Genomic DNA, 22,869 nt, shown 5'->3' on the forward strand with positions numbered 1-22,869 from the left:
AGGGAGCCATTCATGTTCGAATCCGCCGAAATCGATCACAGCATCGACAAAGAAACCTACGAAGCCGAAGTGCCGGCTCTGCGCGAAGCCTTGCTTGAAGCGCAGTTCGACCTTCAGCAGCAGAAACGCTTCCCGGTGATCATCCTGATCAATGGCATCGAAGGGGCTGGCAAGGGCGAGACGGTCAAGCTGCTCAACGAATGGATGGACCCGCGGCTGATCGAAGTCCGTACCTTCGATCAGCAAACCGATGAAGAGTTGGCCCGACCGCCGGCCTGGCGCTATTGGCGATTGCTGCCTGCCACGGGCCGCATGGGGATTTTCTTTGGCAACTGGTACAGCCAGATGCTGCAGGCCCGGGTCCACGGCGAGATCAAGGACCCTCGGCTCGATCAGGCCATCAATGGTGCCGAGCGCCTGGAAAAGATGTTGTGCGATGAAGGCGCGCTGATCTTCAAATTCTGGTTCCACCTCTCCAAAAAACAGATGAAGGCGCGTCTCAAGGCCCTGGCCGACGACCCGTTGCACAGCTGGCGCATCAGCCCGCTGGACTGGCAGCAATCGGAAACCTACGACAGGTTCGTGAAGTACGGCGAGCGCGTTCTGCGCCGTACCAGTCGCGACTATGCGCCGTGGCATGTCATCGCCGGCCTGGATCCGCATTATCGCAGCCTGGTGGTGGGCAAGATTCTGCTCGAGGGTCTGCAAAACGCCCTGAAACGGCCACAGATCCACCCGGAAAAAGTCAGCGCCGCGCCGGTGTTCCCCAGCGTCGATCAAATCAATCTGCTGGATAGCCTCGATCTGACCTTGCATCTGGACAAGGACGACTACGAGGAACAGTTGATTACCGAACAGGCCCGCTTCTCCGGGTTGATGCGCGACAAACGCATGCGCCGTCATGCCTTGGTGGCGGTGTTCGAGGGCAACGACGCGGCGGGCAAGGGCGGAGCGATCCGTCGGGTGGCGGCGGCACTGGACCCGCGCCAATACAGCATTGTGCCGATTGCCGCGCCGACCGAAGAGGAGCGGGCGCAGCCGTACCTCTGGCGCTTCTGGCGGCACCTCCCGGCGCGGGGCAAGTTCACCGTGTTTGACCGCTCCTGGTACGGCCGGGTGCTGGTGGAGCGCATCGAAGGATTCTGCAGCCCGGCAGACTGGTTGCGCGCCTACAGTGAAATCAACGACTTCGAAGAGCAGCTCGCCGACGCCGGCGTCATCGTGGTCAAGTTCTGGCTGGCCATCGACAAGCAGACGCAGCTGGAACGTTTCCAGGCGCGCGAAGAAATTCCTTTTAAACGCTTCAAGATCACCGAGGACGACTGGCGCAATCGCGACAAGTGGGATGACTATCGCGCCGCTGTTGGCGACATGGTCGACCGCACCAGTACCGAAGTCTCGCCTTGGACGCTGGTGGAGGCCAACGACAAGCGTTGGGCGCGGGTCAAGGTCTTGCGCACGATCAATAAGGCGCTTGAGCAAGCCTTCGAACGGTCCGACCGGCATGCGCGCAAGGAGAAGAAAGACAAGGACTGAGTCGATGGCTGCGCATACGCGAGGTGAATGATTGTCGCGGTCGGTAATTGGGTGCGCTTATGCTCGATGCACTCTCAACCGATAACAACAATGAGGTATGCCATGCGTGAAGTGGTGATCGTCGACAGCGTACGGACCGGCCTGGCCAAATCCTTTCGCGGCAAGTTCAACCAGACCCGCCCGGATGACATGGCGGCCCATTGCGTCAACGCCTTGCTGGCGCGAAGCGGCATCGACCCGGCTAGCGTCGAGGACTGCATTGTCGGCGCCGGCTCCAACGAAGGCGCCCAGGGCTACAACATCGGGCGCAACGTCGCGGTGCTGTCGCAGTTGGGTACCGGTACCGCCGGTATGACCCTCAACCGTTTTTGCTCCTCGGGCCTGCAGGCGATTGCCATCGCCGCCAACCAGATCGCCTCGGGTTGCAGCGACATCATCGTGGCCGGTGGTGTCGAGTCGATCAGCCTGACCATGAAAAGCGTCAACACCGACAACCTGATCAACCCGTTGCTGAAGGAGCAGGTGCCGGGCATCTATTTCCCGATGGGACAGACCGCCGAAATCGTCGCGCGTCGTTACAACGTCAGCCGTGAAGAACAGGACCTGTACGCGTTTCAAAGCCAGCAACGCACCGCACTGGCCCAGGCCGGCGGGTTGTTCGACGATGAAATCGTGCCGATGAGCGTGAAATATCGCGTGGAAGACAAGACGACAGGCCAGGTGCAGATCCTCGACGGTGTGGTTGATCGCGACGATTGCAACCGCCCGGACACGACCCTCGAAAGCCTGGCCGGGTTGAAACCAGTGTTTGCCGAAGACGGTTCGGTCACGGCCGGCAACTCCTCCCAGTTGTCGGATGGTGCGTCGATGACGCTGGTGATGAGTCTGGACAAAGCCCTGGAGCTGGGCTTGAAACCCAAGGCATTCTTCCGCGGCTTCACCGTGGCCGGTTGTGAGCCGGATGAAATGGGCATCGGCCCGGTGTTCTCCGTGCCCAAACTGCTCAAGGCCAAGGGCTTGCAGATTGCCGACATCGATCTGTGGGAGCTCAACGAAGCCTTTGCCTCGCAGTGCCTGTATGCGCGCAATCGACTGGAGATCGATAACGCCAGATACAACGTCAACGGCGGCTCGATATCCATCGGTCATCCCTTCGGCATGACCGGTTCGCGTCAGGTCGGACACTTGGTTCGCGAGTTGCAGCGACGCAATCTGCGCTACGGCATCGTGACCATGTGCGTGGGGGGCGGGATGGGGGCTACGGGGTTGTTTGAGGCGGTGCGGTGAGTCTGAAGATTTTTGATGATTGTTAGATAGCCATCGCGAGCAAGCTCGCTCCCACACCGGATCTTTGTCTCACATCAGATCCCTGTAGGAGCGAGCCTGCTCGCGATGCAGACACCTCGGTCTACCGACTCTGCATGTTCTGCATCCGCACGATGTAAGCCAGAATCTCCCGCTCAGCCACCTCAGCACTCACAAACGGCCCCTCCAGGGTGTTTTCCCGGGTGCTGAAGTACAACTCCCCATTCACTCGACACAACCGGTCACTGCGAAAGTGGGTGGCAGGGGCGTTGTCCTGGGCGCGCATGCCGTACATGGCTATCTCCTGAAAATCTGCGGTGGGTGGATCCAATCAGCTTATGCATGAACCACTTGCACAGCCTGACAATCGGATCGACGGCATATCGCCAATTTAATATTGCGACCTGCACAGTTTCATTCGCGGCCAGACGCCAACTGTCCCTGTGTGGCACACCGCCGTGCACCTAGAATGACGGCTCTGGACACTTGGCCTTTTGGGGGACGCATGCACATTTCATCCGGTCGCTGGGTTTACGGCCTGTTCCTGGCCTTGCTGACCGCGCTGCTGTGGGGAATCCTGCCGATCAAGCTCAAACAGGTATTGCTGGTGATGGACCCGGTCACCGTGACCTGGTTTCGCCTGACGGTCTCCGGTGGGTGTCTGTTCCTTTATCTGGCGGCGACCCGGCGCTTGCCCAGCCGCAAGGTACTCGGTCCCCGTGGCGGCTGGCTGGTGGCGATGGCTGTGCTCGGTCTGGTGGGCAACTACGTGCTGTACCTGATGGGCCTGAACCTGCTCAGCCCCGGCACCGCGCAACTGGTGGTGCAGATGGGCCCGATCATGCTGCTGATTGCCAGTGTGTTTGTGTTCAAGGAGCGTTTCAGCCTGGGGCAGGGGATTGGCCTGGTGGTGCTGTTGATTGGCTTTGCGCTGTTTTTCAATCAGCGCCTGAGTGAACTCCTGACCTCGTTGACCGACTACACCGCTGGCGTGTTGCTGGTGCTGTTGGCGTCCACGGTCTGGACTTTTTATGCGTTGGGCCAGAAGCAATTGTTGACCGTGTGGAACTCGCTGCAGGTGATGATGGTGATCTACCTGTTTTGCGCGCTGCTGTTGACGCCGTGGGTGCATCCGCTGGAAGCACTGCAGTTGAATCCGCTGCAAGGCTGGCTGCTGCTGGGATGCTGCCTCAATACCCTGATTGCCTACGGCGCATTTGCCGAAGCCCTGGCCCATTGGGAGGCCTCGCGGGTCAGCGCGACGCTGGCGATTACGCCATTGGTGACCTTTGGCGCGGTGGCGCTGGCGGCCTGGTGGTGGCCTGACTACGTGCATGCCGAGACGATCAATGGTCTGGGATATGGCGGGGCGGTATTGGTGGTGCTGGGGTCGGCGCTGGTGGCGTTGGGGCCGTCGTTGATTGCCGGGCTCAAGGCCCGCAAGGTGCGGATGGCTGCAGGTTGATCCGCGTTATCGTTCATCGCGGGCAAGCCACGCTCCCACAGGTTTCGTGTCGTTCACAGAACCTGTGGGAGCGGGCTTGCCCGCGATGACTTTCTGACAGGCGCTACAAATCTCAGCCCTTGGCCCCGGCCTCCAGCATATTCTCCGGCCGCACCCAGGCATCGAACTGTTCATCCGTCAGATAGCCCAGCTCCAGTGCCGACTCCCGCAGGGTCAGCCCTTCGCTGTAGGCCTTCTTGGCGATCTCCGCCGATTTGTCATAGCCAATGTGCGGATTCAACGCCGTGACCAGCATCAAGCCGCGCTCCAGGTGTTCGGCCATTTTCCCGGCGTCCGGCTCCAGGCCGGCAATGCAATGCTGCTGGAAGTTGCTGCAACCATCCCCCAGCAAACGGATCGACTGCAGCAGGTTGTGGATGATCACCGGCTTGAACACGTTCAATTGCAGGTGACCCTGGCTGGCGGCAAAGCCAATGGTCACGTCGTTGCCCAATACCTGGCAGGCCAGCATTGACAGCGCTTCGCACTGGGTCGGGTTGACTTTGCCCGGCATGATCGAACTGCCCGGCTCGTTGGCCGGCAGTTTCACTTCGGCGAACCCGGCACGTGGGCCGGAGCCCAGCAGACGCAGGTCGTTGGCGATTTTCATCAGGGCCACGGCGAGGGTTTTCAGGGCGCCGGAGAGCGCGGTCAGCGGCTCGTGCCCGGCCAGCGCGGCAAACTTGTTCGGGGCGGTGGTGAAAGGCAGGCCGGAAAGCGCCGCCAGCTCCGCGGCGATCGCTTCACCAAAGCCGTGGGGCGAATTCAGTCCGGTACCGACGGCGGTGCCGCCCTGGGCCAGCTCGCAGACGGCTGGCAGTGTCGCGCGGATGGCCCGTTCAGCGTAATCCAGTTGCGCTATGAAGCCTGAAACTTCCTGGCCGAAGGTGATGGGCGTGGCGTCCATCATGTGGGTGCGCCCGGTTTTCACCAGCTTCATGTGGCGCGCCGATAACTCGGCCAAACCACCGGACAACTCGGCAATCGCCGGCAGCAAATGCTGCTGCACGGCCTGGGCCGCGGCGATGTGCATGGCAGTGGGGAAGCAGTCGTTGGAGCTCTGGGAGCGATTGACGTGATCGTTGGGGTGCACCGGGGATTTGCCGCCACGGGGATTACCGGCCAGTTCGTTGGCGCGTCCGGCGATCACTTCATTGACGTTCATGTTGCTCTGGGTGCCGCTGCCGGTCTGCCAGACCACCAATGGGAACTGATCATCGTGGTTGCCGTCGAGGACTTCGTCGGCGGCCTGTTCGATCAGTCGGGCAATGTCGGCAGGCAGATCGCCATTGCGGTCATTGACCCGCGCCGCGGCTTTCTTGATCAGGGCCAGGCCGTGCAGCACCGCCAGCGGCATGCGTTCGTTGCCAATGGCAAAGTTAACCAGCGAGCGTTGCGTCTGAGCGCCCCAGTAGGCTTCATCCGGGACTTCAACCTGGCCAAGGCTGTCGGTTTCGATACGGCTCATCGGTCACACTCCTGTTGTCTGATTGCGCAGTTTAGGCCGTGCTCGACGGCCGGGGTTCCATCAGTCTCGCTTGTTTCCATTGAACCCCTCTAAATCAGGTGCGACAAGGCTTGGGGTTGAGCGAAACACTTTTTCAGGCGCAGAATGGACGTCCTTGGGGTTTTACCTCGCCTGTTAGAAAGGAAACTCGATGACTCGTCTTCGTGCCATCTGTACCGCGGTTGCATTGGTTTGTGCCAGTGGCCAGGTTTTCGCCGATACCGCCAGCCACAACGCCAGTGCCGAAGCTTTCCTGACGCTGGCGCATGCTGACAAATTGGGCACTCCGGTGTACATGCAAGTTCAGCAGATGTTCGCCCAGCGCTTCCAGCAAACCAAAGCCCCTGACTCGAAAAAAGCGGTACTGGAAACCTACCAGGCCAAGGCCAACGCGGCACTGGACCAGGCCATCGGCTGGAACAAGCTGAAGCCGGACATGGTCAAGCTCTACACCACCAACTTCACCGAATCCGAGCTCAAGGACCTGGTTGCGTTCTACCAGTCGCCCCTGGGCAAGAAAGTCCTGGAAAAAATGCCGCAGCTGACCCAGCAATCGGCACAGATGACCCAGGCCAAGCTGGAAAGCGCCGTGCCTGTGGTCAACAAGCTGCTGGCCGACATGACGGCCGAGCTGACGCCGAAAGACGCAGCGGCTCCAGCCAAGAAGAAGCCTTAAGCGGAGTTCGTAATGACCATGCAACAACGCATCGAATCGACGCTGGCCCTGCTGCAGCCCGAACACCTGCAAGTGCTGGATGAAAGCCATATGCACAGCCGCGGGTTGCAGACCCATTTCAAGGCCGTGGTGGTCAGCCAGCAGTTCGAGGGGCTCAATCGCGTCAAACGCCACCAGAAAGTCTACGGCACGCTGGGCGAGCTGATGGGCGAGTTCCATGCGTTGGCGCTGCATACCTACACGCCGCAGGAATGGGCGCAAATGGATGGGGCACCGGCCTCGCCGACCTGCGCCGGTGGCAGTAAACATTAAGATCGAAGATTTGTTAGTATGCATGACGCGCCGCTAACCCGGCGCGTTTTTTTTCGCATCCGGTTCACCCCTTACGAGGGTAGCCACCTGGAGATTTACCCATGACACAACAGATTGTCGTGGCGGCACTGTACAAGTTCGTCACCCTGGAAGATTACGTCGCCCTGCGCGAGCCACTGCTGCAGGCAATGGTCGACAACGGCATCAAAGGCACACTGCTGATCGCCGAAGAAGGCATCAACGGTACCGTTTCCGGCAGCCGTGAAGGCATCGATGGCCTGCTGGCCTGGCTGCGCAACGACCCGCGCATGGTCGACATCGATCACAAGGAATCGTACTGCGACGAGCAGCCGTTCTACCGCACCAAGGTCAAGCTCAAGAAAGAGATCGTGACCCTGGGCGTCGAGGGCGTGGACCCGAACAAAAAGGTCGGCACCTACGTCGAGCCGCAGGACTGGAATGCGCTGATCAGCGATCCGGAAGTGCTGTTGATCGATACCCGCAACGACTACGAAGTGTCGATCGGTACCTTCGAGGGCGCGATCGATCCGAAAACCACCAGTTTTCGCGAATTTCCCGACTACATCAAAGCCAACTTCGACCCGGCCGTGCACAAGAAGGTCGCGATGTTCTGCACCGGCGGCATTCGTTGCGAAAAAGCGTCGAGCTACATGCTCAGCGAAGGCTTCGATGAGGTCTATCACCTCAAGGGCGGCATTCTGAAGTACCTCGAAGAGGTGCCCCAGGAAGAAACCAAGTGGCAGGGCGACTGCTTCGTGTTCGATAACCGCGTGACGGTCCGCCACGACCTGAGCGAAGGTGACTACGATCAATGTCATGCCTGCCGCACACCGGTCAGCGTCGAAGATCGCGCTTCCGAGCATTACGTGGCCGGTATCAGTTGCCCGCATTGCTGGGACAACCTGAGCGAGAAAACCCGTCGCAGTGCCATCGACCGGCAAAAGCAGATCGAACTGGCCAAGGCGCGCAACCAGCCTCACCCGATCGGCTACAACTATAAGCAAGCATCTTCCGAGGCCTGAACCATGTCTGCATGCCGCCTGCTCTATGTGATGGACCCGATGTGTTCCTGGTGCTGGGGATTTGCCCCGGTTGCAAACGCATTGGTCGAACAGGCGGCAGCTGCAGGTGTCGACGTGCATCTGGTGGTGGGCGGTTTGCGCACCGGCAGTGGCGCGGCGCTGGAGCCTTCGACGCGACGTTACATCCTTGAACACTGGCAGGCGGTCACCGAGGCCACCGGCCAGCCGTTCAAACTGGAAGGTGCCTTGCCCGAAGGGTTCGTCTACGACACCGAGCCAGCCTGTCGGGCTCTGGTGACGGCGCGCAGTCTGGCGCCGGATTGCGCGTGGAAACTGCTGGGGCTGATCCAGCATGCGTTTTATGCCCAGGGGCGAGACGTCACCCATGCCAGTGTGTTGGTGGAGCTGGCAGAGCAGGCCGGTCTGCCGCGTATCGAGTTTGCCGGCGCGTTCGATCGTGCCGACATGCACACGGCGACGGCGGCGGATTTCACCTGGGTCCAGGATCTGGGAATCGCCGGTTTCCCTACCATGCTGGCTGAGCGAAACGGTCAATTGGCCCTGCTGACCAACGGCTATCAACCGCTCAGTGTGCTGTCACCGCTGCTCGGCCGCTGGCTGGAGCGCGCTGCCTGTGCATGACCTGCCCGACGACGTTCCAACTGCAAAACGTGTCGACCGCTTGAGCTGGGCGGAAATCCGCCGTCTGGCCCTTCATCACAAGAAATCCCTGTGGATCGCCAACGGCGTGGCGGTGCTGGCGACCCTGTGCAGCGTACCGATCCCATTGCTCCTGCCGTTGCTGGTGGACGAAGTGCTGCTGGGACTCGGTGACGCCGCGCTGAAAGTCATGAATCTCGCACTGCCCGAGGTCTGGCAGAAAGCGGCGGGCTACATCGGTCTCATGCTGCTGGTGACCTTGGCCCTGCGATGCTCGGCCCTGCTGTTCAACGTGATTCAGGCACGGTTGTTCGCCGCGTTGGCCAAGGACATCGTGTACCGCATTCGCATCCGCCTGATCGAACGGCTCAAGCGTATCTCGCTGGGCGAATACGAAAGTCTGGGCAGCGGCACGGTGACCACACACCTGGTGACCGACCTCGATACCCTGGACAAATTTGTCGGTGAAACCCTCAGTCGTTTCCTGGTGGCCATGCTGACACTGGTCGGTACGGCAGGGATTCTGGTGTGGATGCACTGGAAGCTGGCCCTGTTGATCCTGCTGTTCAATCCGCTGGTGATCTACGCCACGGTGCAGCTGGGCAAGCGGGTCAAGCACTTGAAGAAGCTCGAGAACGACAGCACCTCGCGCTTCACCCAGGCGCTGACTGAAACCCTCGACGCGATCCAGGAGGTTCGTGCGGGCAATCGTCAGGGCTTTTTCCTCGGTCGACTGGGGCTACGTGCCCGGGAAGTTCGCGATTACGCGGTCAGTTCGCAGTGGAAAACCGACGCCTCGAACCGTGCCAGCGGTCTGCTGTTCCAGTTCGGTATCGATATTTTTCGTGCCGCCGCGATGCTCACGGTGCTGTTTTCCGATCTGTCGATCGGCCAGATGCTCGCGGTGTTCAGCTACCTGTGGTTCATGATTGGCCCGGTGGAGCAACTGCTGAACCTGCAATACGCCTACTACGCTGCCGGCGGTGCGCTGTCGCGAATCAACGAACTGCTGGCGCGGGCCGATGAACCGGAATACCCCAATGGCGTCGACCCGTTCACCGGTCGCGAGACCGTGGGTATCGAGGTGCAGGGTCTGAGTTTCGGCTACGGCGACGAATTGGTGTTGAACCAGATGGACTTGTCCATCGCACCCGGTGAAAAAGTCGCCATTGTCGGTGCCAGTGGTGGCGGAAAAAGTACCCTGGTGCAATTGCTGTTGGGGCTCTATACGCCGCAAGCCGGGACCATCCGTTTCGGCGGTTCGACCCAGCAGGAAATAGGTCTGGAGACCGTGCGGGAAAACGTTGCCGTGGTGCTGCAACACCCCGCGTTGTTCAACGATACCGTGCGCGCCAACCTGACCATGGGCCGCGAACGCAGTGATGAAGCCTGCTGGCAGGCACTGGAAATCGCCCAGTTGCACGGCACGATCCGTGATCTGCCCAATGGACTGGACAGTATTGTCGGGCGTTCCGGCGTGCGATTGTCCGGCGGGCAACGGCAACGCCTGGCGATTGCGCGGATGGTACTGGCCGAACCCAAAGTGGTGATCCTCGATGAGGCCACTTCAGCGCTGGATGCCGCTACCGAGTACAACCTGCATCAGGCGCTGGCGCGTTTCCTGAGTAATCGCACCACGCTGATCATTGCCCACCGTCTGTCTGCGGTTAAACAGGCCGACCGGGTACTGGTGTTCGATGGCGGGCAGATTGCCGAAGATGGCGACCACCAGCAGCTGATTGCCGATGGGGGTTTGTACGCCAAGCTTTATGGACATTTGCAGCGGATGTAGCCGCTCATTTCCACAACACGTTCAGTGCGCCGGGGCTGCCGTCATAGCCGAATTGTTTCATCACGACTGAGCAGGAGTCACAGGGCGCCATGGTTGTGGCAATCGTGACTGAGTCCAGAGTTTTCGGATCCGGGTATTTGTCACGAATGACACTGATGAGTTTGGCTTCGGTGTCCAGCGAGGTGGGACGTGCAGTGAGTGCGGGGGTGTAGGTCTCGATGTTTTCGATGGTATGCGGGATCGCCACGAGCTTGTTTTCGGCGCTAATGCCCAGGGAGGTCTGAGGCGCACGGACTCCGCTATCGATATTGAAGTACCGGATGCCGTCGACGGTGACTTCCTTCTTGTTCGCCAGCGGCTCAAACAAGGGCAGAAAATCGGTGTCACCCTTGCTTCCGGAAACGCTGACATAAATCTCGCGCGTTCCGTCTTTGGTCTTTATTTCGGCAAACGCGATATTTCTCGGATCTTTCAAGGGTCTGCGCAGTTTGTTGCTTATGTGCTTTTGCAGTTGGCGCATCGTGTCGTCGATTTTCAGCGCCTTGGGCCCCCCCTGAGTCGATTGTGTGACGGTGATGACGGGTCTCTGGAACAGGTTGTTGAAAACCTCCGCGGTCGTCTCACGCACGCTGTCCGAAGCGTCCCTGGACAAGGTCCAGGTCGCGGCACCATCTGTGGATTTCCTGACAATCGATCGGGTTGAATGATCGAACAGGACCGCTTCTCCCGGGCTGGTATCAACCTTCAGCAGTTTGAGCGTATCGGGCGGATTCACGTGACCGCCAATCGGTATGGCAATGTCATCCATGGTTTTCATCGCACGCTCCACGGCTTCCGCGCCGTGAATCCTCACCATGTTGTTGGCATTGAGCGATCCGATGTAAACCGTCTTCAATTCTTCGACCAGGCCGGCGGGCAAGGTATGCGCCTTGCGCAAGGTCAGCGGGACGGAGAGGCTTTGGCCCGGCAGGCGCTCGGCGCCGTAAAAGTCTCCGGCGTTCAGCCGGGTAATTACATAGTGCTTTGAATTGTCCTTCGCCGGGACGATGACCGCTCCGACTTCAAGCGTATCGAACAGTCTTGAGCGGTCGTAGGGAAGGTGGACTTTGATCCGCGCAAAGATCCCTTTTTGAAACTCCAATGAGGCATTGAGCTGCTTATAGGTTTTGATCGCGTCCACCAGCAATGGCTGAGTCGAGATGGCCGGTTTGTAGATGCTGTCCCCGAACCACGGCGCCCAGCCTTTGCTTTCATCGAGACTGCCGATGGCCGGCGTCGGTGCGGGGGCGCGAGTGACGTAAATCGTTTTGCAGATTTCGTCACCCGGCGCGCGTCGTACCCGACAAGGCACGGATTTGAACAGAGATCGATCGTCGATCAGATCCGCACGGCGCAGCTGGTTTCCGTCCAGGCGATAGGGGATGTCGTCCACGAACAGCGTGGTTCGACCATCAACCTCAAGCACTTCACGGATATGGGCATGTTCCGAAAGCTCTGCCAAGGCGTGGGATTCGGTCGGTGGCTGCATTTTGAAGGTTGAGCGGCCTTGCCTGATGTTTCTGTGGTTATTGAAAAGACGAGGGCCATAGGGCAGGGACGTCACCGGGTCGACGAGATGGAAACGTTGCAAGTCCGACGGATTTGTATGACGTACGAGTACGTCATCGATGCCGTTGATCGTTGCCAGATGATCGTTGTTCGTCAGTGGTTTCCAGCTCCCGGGATCGATTGCCTGAGGCAGGTTGTGGGCCAGTCGGTAGTTGTCGGCCTGTCCGGTCAATTTTTTGATTCCGACAAGGCTCAAACGGCCTGTAGCGAGCAACCCTCTGCCGGCGCCGCTTGCCATCGACTTCAGTAAGGTTGGAAGGCCGTCCAGCGGATTCAGGTTTTTGGCCGACGCGATCAGAAGGTTGCGGGTCAGCGATGAAAACGAGGGCAGGCTCGCTTTGACGGCCATGCTTGAAACTCCATTTCCGAGCCTGATCAAACGTACGGAGCCCGACATGAACTTGCCGACAGGGAAGAGAAACGAAGCCAGATCCACCACGAGCCCGACTCCGCCTAACAGTTTCGATTTGGTATCGTCTGACAAAAGATCTTCAATGCTTCCCCAAAACGGTACAAAGCCTTTGGCAATTGCGGCGAACGTTTCCTGCCGTTTTTCATTTCTGGCCCTGATGGTGTCGAACACGGTCATGCCACGAGCCTGGATACGCAACTCCTGTTCATCGACGTACAGGAAATTCGTTGCAATGTAGTGAGCCACGGCGTTCAGTCGTGACGACTCCAGAGGTGTAACTTGACTGTCGATTGCGTTTGAACCGGAGATTGCAATGGCTGGCATGAATCCCACAGGGTCAACGATTGCCGAGCTGGATGCGCGGCTTGCAGGTGTCCTGCCACTTAAGTGAGCAGGCCAATCGATAAGCAGAGAAGTGCTGAGTCCGGGAGTAAAGGTCTGTCCGGGGATCGAGGCGTGCAAGGGGAATTCGGTAAGTACACCATCTATTGTGGAGAATCTCAGGCTTGTACGTTCACGAATGTAGCCTGCATTCGGGATGAGCTCGTAATAGGTGATGTTTTTATCGCCACCTTCTTTTTCGTTAGTCACCTGCAACAGGAAGCCTTTCCTTGCCCGAACCTCTTGTACTTGCCCGTTTTTCTGGATTCTCTGGCGCAGGCTCAGCACAACGACCTCACCTTTTTCCAATGCCAGGCGGTCAGCCAGCGGCAGCGAGGTCAGGAGGCTGATGATCAGGGTCTGATAGGCTGACTTGATGGAGGCCAGGTACTTGTTGAAATCTGTGTCGAATTGCGCATTGATGTCAGGCAACAATCTTCCAATCCAGCTAGGTCCGGGGTCTTCGGTTTTTCTGTAAATTCGCTCTGAATCCATCAGTTCCGAATAGAGTTTTCGCCGGTCGTCTATCCTGAGCGTTCGAACGGTTCTCGTTTTTCCATCGGACTGAGTGAGAACCCATCTTTTTCCGGCTACGATTTGGCCGTCTGCATAAAGATCGACAAACTCGTGGCCAGGCAGATTCAATGTCGGCGTGGATTTAGCCCCGATGTAGTTTGAATCCTCAGGCACTAACCTGCGCCCATCCGATTCGAACCCCCGACTGCCGAAGAGGTCATCCTTGATCTGTTTGGCCATCTTCAATCTTTCCGGTGGCCGCAAATCCAGTGAAAGCACGGCTTTGCGCAGGCTTTCACTGTGGGTTTCCAGTGCCGTCAGCGCCCGCTTGATGTCCTCCTCGCCATAGTCGGAGGCCGTTCGCGATTGGATAATGCCCACGCAGACCGCCCATTCCAGAGCGGGGCCCAACCTCAGTTGTGCAATCTTCTCAAGCTCCTCGGGAGAGGCGGTGACGCTGCGCTCCAAGGGCAGATTGACGAGCTGTTGAAAGGACAGCGCCGGCAGATCGAGCTCTTCTGCCAGCAGTACGCCGTGCATGAAATTCACCCACACCACTGAGCTCTTGTAGCGAATGTCGGCCGGAATATCGGGTACCGCGAAGTCTTTTGAGAGCCGGGTCTGTAACAGGTGCGCAGCCAAAATGGCTTCTTTGGTATTGGCGACCCGCCTGGTGTGCAGCAGGTGCTGTTCAAAGTCATTGCGCAGTGTCTGATAGTTTTTGCCCCAGTGCGCCGGGTCTTGCCAATTAAAACCTGCAAGCTCCTGCGGGTTGTCGGCTGACGGCCCATTCAAGTAAAGACAGATGGCATTGCAGAGCAGTTGATTGCGCACCGATGCCGGTGTCTGTTCGCCGCGGTTTGCGCCGTACCACCTGAGCTTCTTGAGCAACTGATCAGCCAAGTCCTGTGATTGCGTTGAGTTCAGCACGCGTTCGAGGACAACCAGGGGTGTTGCGCGCACTTGCGCCAAGGAGGCGGAGGACAGTACACCGGCTCCCAGGCGTTGGATGAGCATACGACTGCCATTCATGAAGCCCGATACGGTGTTCATGATTTGAGCTTTGGTGCGTTGTGCCTTGTACATGTCGACGGTCGTGGATTGTCCGAAGGCGGGTACTTCGCGCAGCAAGGCCCTGAAAAGTCTTCGGTCTCTGGCGGTAGGCAAGGGGAACAGTGATTCGATGTCTGGAGCGTTATCGAACCCCAGGGCCTGCCTGGCGCGAAGTGCTTCGGCGGCCGATGTGTCGGGTCCGGTTAATGAAGTAGAGGTCATGTGACATTCCTTGTGGAAGGGTTCTCGCAACACATGGCGAGAGCCCGGAGTGCTCATGAAATCCATCTGAAAGTCTGCGCTGGTGGTGCATAGGTACGGTTATTGCGCTTTTACCGCATGGAGGCTGATCCATCGCTTGCCGGAATCGGGAACGCCCCCTAGTCTTGCGGTAGCGATTTCGTCCGGACGACGAACAAGCAGTGCTAAAGCAAGGGAACTCATGAATCAAACGCGGACTCTCGGAACGCCACGGTTGTTGGGCATCGTCTGGCCATTTATCGCCGTTGTGTTGTTTCAAGCCTTGTTGGGTGGTGTCAGTCTTTATGTGCTGTCGGCCGTCCGAGGCTATGTGGCAGGTGAAAGCCTTTGGTCCAAGGGCCAGAAAGACGCGATCTACTATCTCAATCTCTATGCCGAAAGCGGCGACGAGGCGATTTTTCAAAAGTACCAGAACGCGATTGCCGTGCCCCAGGGCGGTCACGAACTGCGTGTAGCGCTGGATCTTGAGCCTCCCGATATCGAAGCGGCGCGCAAGGCGATTCTAAAGGGTGGCAACCATCCGGACGACGTCTCCAGCCTGATCTGGCTGTATCTCAATTTCCGGCATTTCAGCTATCTCGAAAAAGCCATCGATCTCTGGACCGTTGGCGACTCGTATCTGGTCAAACTCGATGACGTTGCCCAGGACATGCATCGGCACATCGCAGCCAGCCCGGCGTCCCGCGCGGATATCCAGCACTGGAAAGAGCAAGTATTCGCGATCAACGATGAGGTGACCCCGGCGGCGAAAGCCTTCAGTGATGCGCTTGGCGAAGGATCGCGGGTCATTTTGCGTCTGCTGTTGGTGACCAACCTCGCCACGGCCCTGGGTTTGATTGCACTGGCGTTGATGCGTACCCACAAATTGCTCAAACAGCGCCATGCCTTCGCCGACGCCCTGCAGTTGGAAAAAGATCGGGCGCAGATCACCCTTCAATCCATTGGTGATGGCGTGATCACCACTGATGTGTCGGGAGCTATTGCCTACATGAACCCGGCTGCCGAAGCGTTGACCCACTGGAAGGCGGAACAGGCGACGGGGTTGCCGTTGGCGGCGCTGTTCAATCTGCTGGACGAAAACGCGCAGGCTGACGGATTCACCTTGATCGAACGCATTTTGAACGGTCATCTCAGCGGCGGCAGCGAACACTCCAAACTGATTCAACGCCTGGACGGCAGCACGGTGTCGGTGACTCTGGTTGGCGCGCCGATCCGTAACGCCGGCAAGGTCAGCGGTACGGTACTGGTCCTGCACGACATGACTCAGGAACGGCAGTACATCGCCAATCTGTCCTGGCAGGCAACCCACGATGCCCTGACCGGCCTGGCCAACCGTCGTGAATTCGAATATCGCCTGGAGCAGGCGCTGCACAATCTGACACGCCAGTCGGGACGTCACGCGTTGATGTTCCTCGACCTGGATCAATTCAAACTGGTCAACGATACCTGTGGCCATGCGGCGGGTGACGAGTTGCTGCGTCATATCTGCGCGCTGCTGCAGTCCGGTCTGCGCGAGGGCGATACCCTGGCCCGACTCGGTGGCGACGAGTTCGGCATCCTGCTGGAGAATTGCGGGCCGGACGCGGCGGAGAAGGTGGCCGAGGGACTGCGCCAGACGGTGCAGAATCTGCACTTCGTTTGGAAGGGCCGGCCATTCGTAACCACGGTGAGTATTGGTCTGGTGCATGTTGCGCACAATCCGGTGACTCTCGAAGCTTCGCTGCGAGCGGCGGACATGGCTTGCTACATGGCCAAGGAAAAGGGGCGTAACCGGGTTCAGGTCTATCACCCGGATGATTCGGAATTGTCCCTGCGCTTCGGCGAAATGGCCTGGGTGCAGCGTTTGCATATGGCATTGGAGGAGGACCGGTTCTGTCTCTACGCCCAGGAAATCGCACCGCTGGGCACCCATGACGAGGGCGGACATATCGAAATCCTGTTGCGCCTGCATGACGAAGCCGGCCGCATGATCCTACCTGACAGCTTCATCCCGGCCGCCGAACGCTATGGTCTGATGACGTCCCTTGATCGTTGGGTGGTGCAGAACGTTTTCCGCATCATTGCCCAGTGCCGGGCCGAAAAGCGCAAGGGGCCGCTGGCGATGTGTGCGATCAATCTGTCAGGCACGACGATCGGAGATGAGGCGTTCCTGGACTTCCTCCGTGAACAGTTCGTTACCTATTCGATTCCGCCCGAAATGATTTGTTTTGAAATCACTGAAACCAGTGCAATTTCCAATCTTGGCAGCGCGATCCGGTTTATCAATGAACTCAAAGGGTTAGGCTGCCATTTTTCACTGGACGACTTTTGCGCCGGTATGTCTTCATTCGCTTATCTGAAACATTTGCCTGTAGACTTCTTGAAGATCGACGGGAGTTTCGTAAAGGATATGCTGGACGACCCGATTAACCGCGCCATGGTCGAGGTGATCAATCACATCGGTCATGTCATGGGTAAACGCACGATTGCCGAGTTTGTGGAGACACCCCAGATCGAGCAGGCATTGCTGGAGATCGGGGTGGATTACGCTCAGGGGTATGTCATAGAACGCCCGCAGTTGTTTACCTGCGACAGTTTGCAATGTCGTCCTGCCAGGCCCCAGCCTTTGCTGTTCAAGGCACCTGGCACATTCCGTTGAAGTCTCTTGCCGGTCCAACAATCACAATCAAAAGGAGCTCGACAGTGATCGACACATTCATCCGAACCGGCCCACTCATGGAAGCTGCAAGTTATCCTGCCTGGGCTCAGCGCCTGATTCAGGATTGCAGCGAGAGCAAGCGCCGGGTTGTCGAACACGAACTGTATCAGCGCATGCGTGATAACAAACTCAGCGCAAAAACCATGCGTCAGTACCTGATTGGTGGCTGGCCGGTGGTAGAACAGTTCGCGTTATACATGGCACAAAACCTGACCAAAACCCGTTTTGCCCGTCATCCGGGTGAAGACATGGCCCGTCGCTGGTTGATGCGCAACATCCGCGTCGAATTGAACCATGCGGACTATTGGGTCAACTGGAGCCGGGCCCACGGTGTCAGCCTGGAAGATCTGCAAGCGCAACAGGTGGCCCCGGAGCTTCACGCGCTCAGCCATTGGTGCTGGCACACAAGCTCCGCGGATTCGCTGATCGTGGCCATTGCCGCCACCAACTACGCCATTGAAGGCGCAACCGGCGAGTGGTCGGCGGTGGTCTGCTCCACAGGCGTGTATGCCGCATCCTTCCCCGAGGAAGAGCGCAAGCGTGCGATGAAGTGGCTGAAGATGCATGCGCAATACGATGACGCCCATCCATGGGAAGCACTGGAAATCATCTGCACGCTGGCGGGCATGAACCCGAGCAAAGCCTTGCAGATGGAGTTGCGTCAGGCCGTGTGCAAGAGCTACGACTACATGTATCTGTTCCTGGAGCGTTGCATGCAGTTGGAACATGCCGAGCGGGCGCCCGTAGCTCGTGAGCGGCTGGCTTTGGCAGAGGGTTGATCTGAGTCGACGCAACACAACTGTGGGAGCGAGCAGGCTCGCTCCCACACTGTTTTGCATTGTTGACTAACGATCAGCCCGCCATCGTCAATCGGTTACGCCCCTCGCGCTTGGCGATGTACAGCGCATTGTCGGCGCGTCGCAACAGACTCTCGGCCGACTCACCTGGCAGCAGGGTCGAGCATCCAAGGCTGATAGTCAGCGCGATCGAACGACCCTCGGCGAGGTAATCCTCAGCCTGCACCGCAAAGCGCAACCTTTCGCCGACCATCGCCGCCGCTTCCCGTGGGGTGTTGGACAGCAGGATCAAAAACTCTTCGCCACCGTAACGAAACACCATATCCACGTTGCGCAACTGGCTTTTGATCGAAGTGGCCACGGCCTTGAGCACTTCGTCACCGACGCTGTGACCATGGGTGTCATTGATCAATTTGAAGTGATCAATGTCCAGCATCAGAAGAGATAGCGGTTGCAGGTGTCGACGCGCGACTTCGATTTCTCGCTCCAGCGTCTGGTCCATGGCAATGCGATTGCCGGTGTCGGTCAGCGGATCACGCAACGCTTTTTGGGTCGCAGCCCGGTACAGCAATGTGTTGCGCATCGGGTAGAGCAAGGCGGCCAGCAGCGATTCGAGGCTACCTTGGTCCTGCTCGCTGAAACGCAGGCTGCGGCGAAACACCAGTTCACCCAGGTGTTCGCCTTCATGGCTGAGGCTATAGCTGATCGAGTGGCGACCGCGTTGACCGAACTCCAGACGCAGGTCGCTGCTCTTGTGCTCGTAAGTCAGGGCGTCGAGTGGTATGAGTCGCTGAACTTCCTGGAAAAACAGCCCGAGAATACGTTGAGGCTCAAGACTGGTTTGCAACTGCATGCTCAGTTGCTGGCGCAGTTGCGCAAGACTCACGGGTCTTTCCAGAATCGGTTGCTGCTGACCAAAGCCCAGGCGTTGCAATTTGGCGCTATCGAAGTCAATTGCGTTGGTCTGGGAGGGTGATTTCATATGGCGCGTGCTCTTGAGCGTTCAGGCTGTCTTACAAGCTGGGTGAGAGCGGCCTGGGGCAGCGCGTCATACTGGTCCGTCAGTCCCGTAGGACATTTCGTACAAGTCTAATCTGCTTTGTATAGGATTAGGGGGCGCAAGTGCCGCGACGGAAGGTCGGCGCGGCACAAAAGCGACGTACGGTATTACTGGGCGTTGAAAGCCTGGCCATTGATGCCAGTGCTGTCCGGGCCCATCAGATACAGATAGACCGGCATGATCTCTTCTGGCGTCGGATTGTTCAGCGGGTTTTCCCCCGGGTATGCCTGGGCACGCATGCTGGTGCGCGTCGCGCCCGGGTTGATGCTGTTGGAGCGCACGGGCGCGACGGTGTCGACTTCGTCCGCCAGGGTCTGCATCAGGCCCTCGGTGGCGAACTTGGATACACCGTATGCGCCCCAGTACGCGCGGCCCTTGCGGCCAACGCTGCTGGATGTGAACACGACCGAGGCGTCCTGGGACAGCTTGAGCAGTGGCAGCAGGGTGCTGGTGAGCATGAACATCGCATTGACGTTGACTTGCATCACCCGCATGAAGTTCTCGCCGGACAGTTGCTCGATCGGGGTGCGCGGACCAATGATCGAGGCGTTGTGCAGCAAGCCGTCGAGGTGGCCGAATTCGTTTTCGATCATGGCTGCCAGTTCATCGTATTGATGGGGCAGGGCGGTTTCCAGATTGAACGGGATCACAGCGGGTTGCGGATGGCCGGCGGCTTCGATTTCGTCGTAGACCTGAGTCAGGTTGGCTTCGGTCTTGCCAAGCAGCAGCACCGTCGCACCGTGGGCAGCATAGGTTTTCGCGGCAGCGGCGCCGATGCCACGACCGGCGCCGGTGACCAGAATGACGCGGCCCTGGAGCAAGTCGGGGCGGGCGGAGTAATCAAACATAAGGAACCTCAAAGTCGGTGATGGACTTGTAGGAGCACTGCTTGCCGGCGATGGCGTCCTTGAAACCGCTATCGCCGGCAAGCCGTGCTCCTACAGAGAGCGGACTGGCTCAGCAGCTGCAAAGAGCGCTATCGAGCACCTTGCGCAATTCCAACGGATGATCGACCACCACATCCGCACCCCAATTGCGAGGGTTATCATCCGGGTGGATGTAGCCAAAAGTCACGGCAGCGGTCTTGGTGCCGGCATCGCGTCCCGACTCGATATCTCGCAGGTCATCGCCCACGAACAGTACGCTGGCAGGATCCAGGTCGAGCATCTTGCAGGCGAGGATCAATGGCTCCGGGTCCGGTTTGCTGTTTTTCACGTGATCCGGGCAGATCAGTAGCGCCGATCGCTCGGCGAGGCCAAGTTGCTGCATGATCGGTTCGGCGAAACGCAGCGGCTTATTGGTGACCACGCCCCAGGTCAGATTGGCTTTCTCGATGTCTGCCAGCAATTCGCCCATGCCGTCGAACAGTTTGCTGTGGATCGCACAACCCACGAGGTAACGCTCGAGGAACTCCAGGCGCAGCGCCTCGAACCCCGGAGATTCCGGATCCATTGCGAAGGTCACGGCGACCATCGCTTTGGCGCCGCCGGAGATTTCATCGCGGATGTGTTTGTCATTCATCGGTGGCAGGCCGCGGTCGGCACGCATCGCCTGACAGATCGCAATGAAGTCCGGCGCGGTGTCGAGCAGGGTGCCGTCCATGTCGAAAAGAACTGCTCTGATTCGCATCGGCTTACTCCTCGCGCAGGGTCTGGATCATGTAATTGACGTCCACGTCGGCCGCCAGTTTGTAGTGCTTGGTGAGCGGGTTGTAGGTCAGGCCGATGATGTCCTTGACGGTCAGGCCGGCCATGCGGCTCCAGGCGCCGAGCTCGGAAGGGCGGATGAATTTCTTGAAATCATGGGTGCCGCGAGGCAACAGCTTCATGATGTATTCGGCGCCGACGATGGCGAACAGGTACGCCTTCGGGTTGCGGTTGATGGTGGAGAAAAAAACCTGGCCACCGGGTTTGACCATGCGGAAGCAGGCGCGAATGACCGAAGATGGATCGGGAACGTGCTCGAGCATTTCCAGGCAGGTGACCACATCGAATTGTTCCGGCATTTCTTCGGCCAGCGCTTCGGCGGTGATTTGCCGGTATTCGACGTTCACCCCGGACTCCAATTGATGGAGTTGAGCGACCGCCAGCGGCGCTTCGCCCATGTCGATGCCCATCACGGTGGCGCCGCGCTGGGCCATGGCTTCGCTGAGGATGCCGCCGCCACAACCGACGTCGAGGACTTTTTTGCCTGCCAGATTGACGCGCTCGTCGATCCAGTTGACTCGCAGTGGATTGATATCGTGCAGCGGTTTGAATTCGCTCTCCCTGTCCCACCAGCGATGGGCCAGGGCTTCGAACTTGGCGATTTCTGAGTAGTCGACGTTGCTCATGGTGTAGTCCTCGAAAAACTTGAAAAATCCTGATGCTCCCGGCGCCTGGTCCGGGATGCTTACGATTCGGTGTGACCGCTGATGCGCTGGCCCCAGCTTTTGGCAGTGGTGCTCAGTTGATTTTCATCCAGTCGCGTCAGGCGGCGATCGTCGAGCAGTTGCTTGCCCGCGACCCAAACATGTTTCACGCAATCCCGGCCTGTGGCGTAGATAAGTTGCGATACCGGGTCATAGACCGGTTGCTGGGCCAGGCCGGAGAGATCGAATGCCACGATGTCGGCGGCTTTGCCGACTTCCAGCGAGCCGACCTCGGCTTCCATGCCTAGGGCACGGGCGCCATTGAGGGTGGCCATGCGCAGGGCGCGATGGGCGTCCAGGGCGGTAGCCGAACCCGCGACGGCTTTGGCCAGCAGGGCGGCGGTGCGGGTTTCACCGAGCAGGTCCAGGTCATTGTTGCTGGCGGCGCCATCGGTGCCCACGGCAACATTGACCCCGGCTTGCCACAAACGCTCCACCGGGCAAAAACCGCTGGCCAGCTTCAGATTTGATTCCGGGCAGTGAATGACACTGGTGTTGCTTTCTACCAGCAGCGCCAGATCCTCATCGCTGATCTGGGTCATGTGAACCGCCTGGAAGCGCGGCCCCAGCAAACCCAAGCGAGCCAGGCGGGCCAGCGGGCGTTCACCATGCTGTTCCACGGCTTGCTGCACTTCGAAAGCGGTTTCATGCACGTGCATGTGGATCGAGGCATCCAGTTCTTCGGCGATGACCCGGATTTTTTCCAGGTTTTCGTCGCCCACGGTGTAGGGTGCATGGGGGCCGAAGGTGATTTTGATGCGTTCGTGGTGCTTGAGATCGCCAAACAGTTCTACGCCCTGACGAATGGCTTCGTCCGCGGTGCTGGCGCCGGGAATGGGGAAATCGAGGATCGGGATCGCGATTTGCGCGCGAATTCCACTGTTGTGCACACGCTCGCTGGCAACCTTCGGAAAGAAGTACATGTCAGAGAAACAGGTGATGCCGCCTTTGAGTTGTTCGGCGATGGCCAGATCCGTGCCATCACGCACGAAATCTTCACTTACCCACTTGGCCTCGGCGGGCCAGATGTGATTTTCCAGCCAGGTCATCAGGGGCAGATCGTCGGCCAGACCGCGAAACAGGGTCATCGCCGCATGCCCGTGGGCATTGATCAGGCCGGGACTGAGCAACATGTCAGGCAGTTCGCGGATTTCGACTGGGTTAAGCTTCAGCGCGGCGGAGCGCGGGCCGATGAACACGATGCGACCGTCGCGGATGCCCAGGCCATGATCCTTGAGGACAACGCCGGCAGGTTCGACGGGTACCAGCCAGGTTGGCAGCAATAACAGGTCGAGCGCAGCGGCAGTGTTCGGCATCGAGGGTCGGTTCCAGTGCTTT

Annotated in this window: 18 protein-coding genes; 10 read left to right on the forward strand and 8 right to left on the reverse strand. The window is 58.9% G+C overall.

Translation table 11 applies throughout. From position 1 onward, the window contains the following. The first annotated feature begins 12 nt into the window (after positions 1–12). On the forward strand, positions 13–1,536 hold the full coding sequence (pap, locus tag DKY63_RS27740) for a polyphosphate:AMP phosphotransferase (RefSeq protein WP_110967043.1): 1,524 nt from the start codon (positions 13–15) through the stop codon (positions 1,534–1,536). A 102-nt stretch (positions 1,537–1,638) separates the two neighbouring features. Further along, entirely contained in the window at positions 1,639–2,823 is a 1,185-nt protein-coding gene (locus DKY63_RS27745; protein WP_110967044.1) for a thiolase family protein, read from the forward strand. A 121-nt stretch (positions 2,824–2,944) separates the two neighbouring features. Here DKY63_RS27745 and DKY63_RS27750 read toward each other — a convergent pair whose 3' ends face one another. After that, positions 2,945–3,136: a DUF6316 family protein gene (locus tag DKY63_RS27750; RefSeq protein WP_110967045.1), complete on the reverse strand. Its 192-nt coding sequence runs from the start codon at positions 3,134–3,136 to the stop codon at positions 2,945–2,947. 210 nt (positions 3,137–3,346) lie between these two features. On the opposite strand from DKY63_RS27750, the gene DKY63_RS27755 reads away from it, so the two are divergent. Then, a complete protein-coding gene (locus DKY63_RS27755) occupies positions 3,347–4,306 on the forward strand; it encodes a DMT family transporter (RefSeq protein WP_110967046.1) in 960 nt (319 codons plus the stop codon). Between the two features lie 112 nt (positions 4,307–4,418). Here the strand turns inward: DKY63_RS27755 and DKY63_RS27760 are convergent, their stop codons facing one another. After that, complete coding sequence (locus DKY63_RS27760) at positions 4,419–5,813, reverse strand: class II fumarate hydratase (RefSeq protein ID WP_110967047.1); 1,395 nt, start codon at positions 5,811–5,813, stop codon at positions 4,419–4,421. 190 nt (positions 5,814–6,003) lie between these two features. Here DKY63_RS27760 and DKY63_RS27765 point away from each other — a divergent pair, with 190 nt between their 5' ends. From DKY63_RS27765 to DKY63_RS27785, 5 genes are all read left to right on the forward strand, one after another. Then, on the forward strand, positions 6,004–6,528 hold the full coding sequence (locus DKY63_RS27765) for a DUF2059 domain-containing protein (protein WP_096512831.1): 525 nt from the start codon (positions 6,004–6,006) through the stop codon (positions 6,526–6,528). A gap of 12 nt (positions 6,529–6,540) precedes the next feature. Further along, complete coding sequence (locus DKY63_RS27770; RefSeq protein WP_110967048.1) at positions 6,541–6,840, forward strand: BolA family protein; 300 nt, start codon at positions 6,541–6,543, stop codon at positions 6,838–6,840. Positions 6,841–6,941: 101 nt separating this feature from the next. Continuing rightward, a complete protein-coding gene (locus tag DKY63_RS27775) occupies positions 6,942–7,883 on the forward strand; it encodes a rhodanese-related sulfurtransferase (RefSeq protein ID WP_110967049.1) in 942 nt (313 codons plus the stop codon). Between the two features lie 3 nt (positions 7,884–7,886). After that, on the forward strand, positions 7,887–8,525 hold the full coding sequence (locus DKY63_RS27780; RefSeq protein ID WP_110967050.1) for a DsbA family protein: 639 nt from the start codon (positions 7,887–7,889) through the stop codon (positions 8,523–8,525). Continuing rightward, the gene (locus DKY63_RS27785; RefSeq protein WP_110967051.1) at positions 8,518–10,335 is read left to right on the forward strand and encodes an ABC transporter ATP-binding protein; all 1,818 of its coding nucleotides are present in this window, start codon (positions 8,518–8,520) and stop codon (positions 10,333–10,335) included. Before DKY63_RS27780 ends, DKY63_RS27785 begins: the two co-directional genes overlap by 8 nt. 4 nt (positions 10,336–10,339) lie before the next feature. Here DKY63_RS27785 and DKY63_RS27790 read toward each other — a convergent pair whose 3' ends face one another. After that, complete coding sequence (locus tag DKY63_RS27790) at positions 10,340–14,527, reverse strand: deaminase domain-containing protein (protein ID WP_110967052.1); 4,188 nt, start codon at positions 14,525–14,527, stop codon at positions 10,340–10,342. 220 nt (positions 14,528–14,747) lie between these two features. Here DKY63_RS27790 and DKY63_RS27795 point away from each other — a divergent pair, with 220 nt between their 5' ends. Further along, positions 14,748–17,204, forward strand: coding sequence for an EAL domain-containing protein (locus DKY63_RS27795; RefSeq protein WP_110967053.1), 2,457 nt, complete (start codon positions 14,748–14,750; stop codon positions 17,202–17,204). Positions 17,205–17,281: 77 nt separating this feature from the next. Further along, positions 17,282–18,043: a TenA family transcriptional regulator gene (locus DKY63_RS27800; protein WP_430523170.1), complete on the forward strand. Its 762-nt coding sequence runs from the start codon at positions 17,282–17,284 to the stop codon at positions 18,041–18,043. A gap of 73 nt (positions 18,044–18,116) precedes the next feature. On the opposite strand, the gene DKY63_RS27805 is transcribed toward DKY63_RS27800, so the two are convergent. The 5 genes from DKY63_RS27805 to DKY63_RS27825 all read right to left on the reverse strand — a co-directional run bounded on the left by DKY63_RS27805 (position 18,117) and on the right by DKY63_RS27825 (position 22,847). Further along, the gene (locus DKY63_RS27805; RefSeq protein WP_110967055.1) at positions 18,117–19,043 is read right to left on the reverse strand and encodes a GGDEF domain-containing protein; all 927 of its coding nucleotides are present in this window, start codon (positions 19,041–19,043) and stop codon (positions 18,117–18,119) included. Between the two features lie 185 nt (positions 19,044–19,228). After that, complete coding sequence (locus DKY63_RS27810) at positions 19,229–19,969, reverse strand: YciK family oxidoreductase (protein WP_110967056.1); 741 nt, start codon at positions 19,967–19,969, stop codon at positions 19,229–19,231. A gap of 109 nt (positions 19,970–20,078) precedes the next feature. Beyond that, a complete protein-coding gene (gene mupP / locus DKY63_RS27815; protein ID WP_110967057.1) occupies positions 20,079–20,750 on the reverse strand; it encodes an N-acetylmuramic acid 6-phosphate phosphatase MupP in 672 nt (223 codons plus the stop codon). A 4-nt stretch (positions 20,751–20,754) separates the two neighbouring features. After that, complete coding sequence (ubiG, locus tag DKY63_RS27820; protein ID WP_110967058.1) at positions 20,755–21,453, reverse strand: bifunctional 2-polyprenyl-6-hydroxyphenol methylase/3-demethylubiquinol 3-O-methyltransferase UbiG; 699 nt, start codon at positions 21,451–21,453, stop codon at positions 20,755–20,757. 59 nt (positions 21,454–21,512) lie between these two features. Then, entirely contained in the window at positions 21,513–22,847 is a 1,335-nt protein-coding gene (locus DKY63_RS27825; protein WP_110967059.1) for a TRZ/ATZ family hydrolase, read from the reverse strand. Positions 22,848–22,869 lie beyond the last annotated feature (22 nt).

This window comes from Pseudomonas putida (assembly GCF_003228315.1).
Lineage (GTDB): Bacteria > Pseudomonadota > Gammaproteobacteria > Pseudomonadales > Pseudomonadaceae > Aquipseudomonas > Aquipseudomonas putida_S.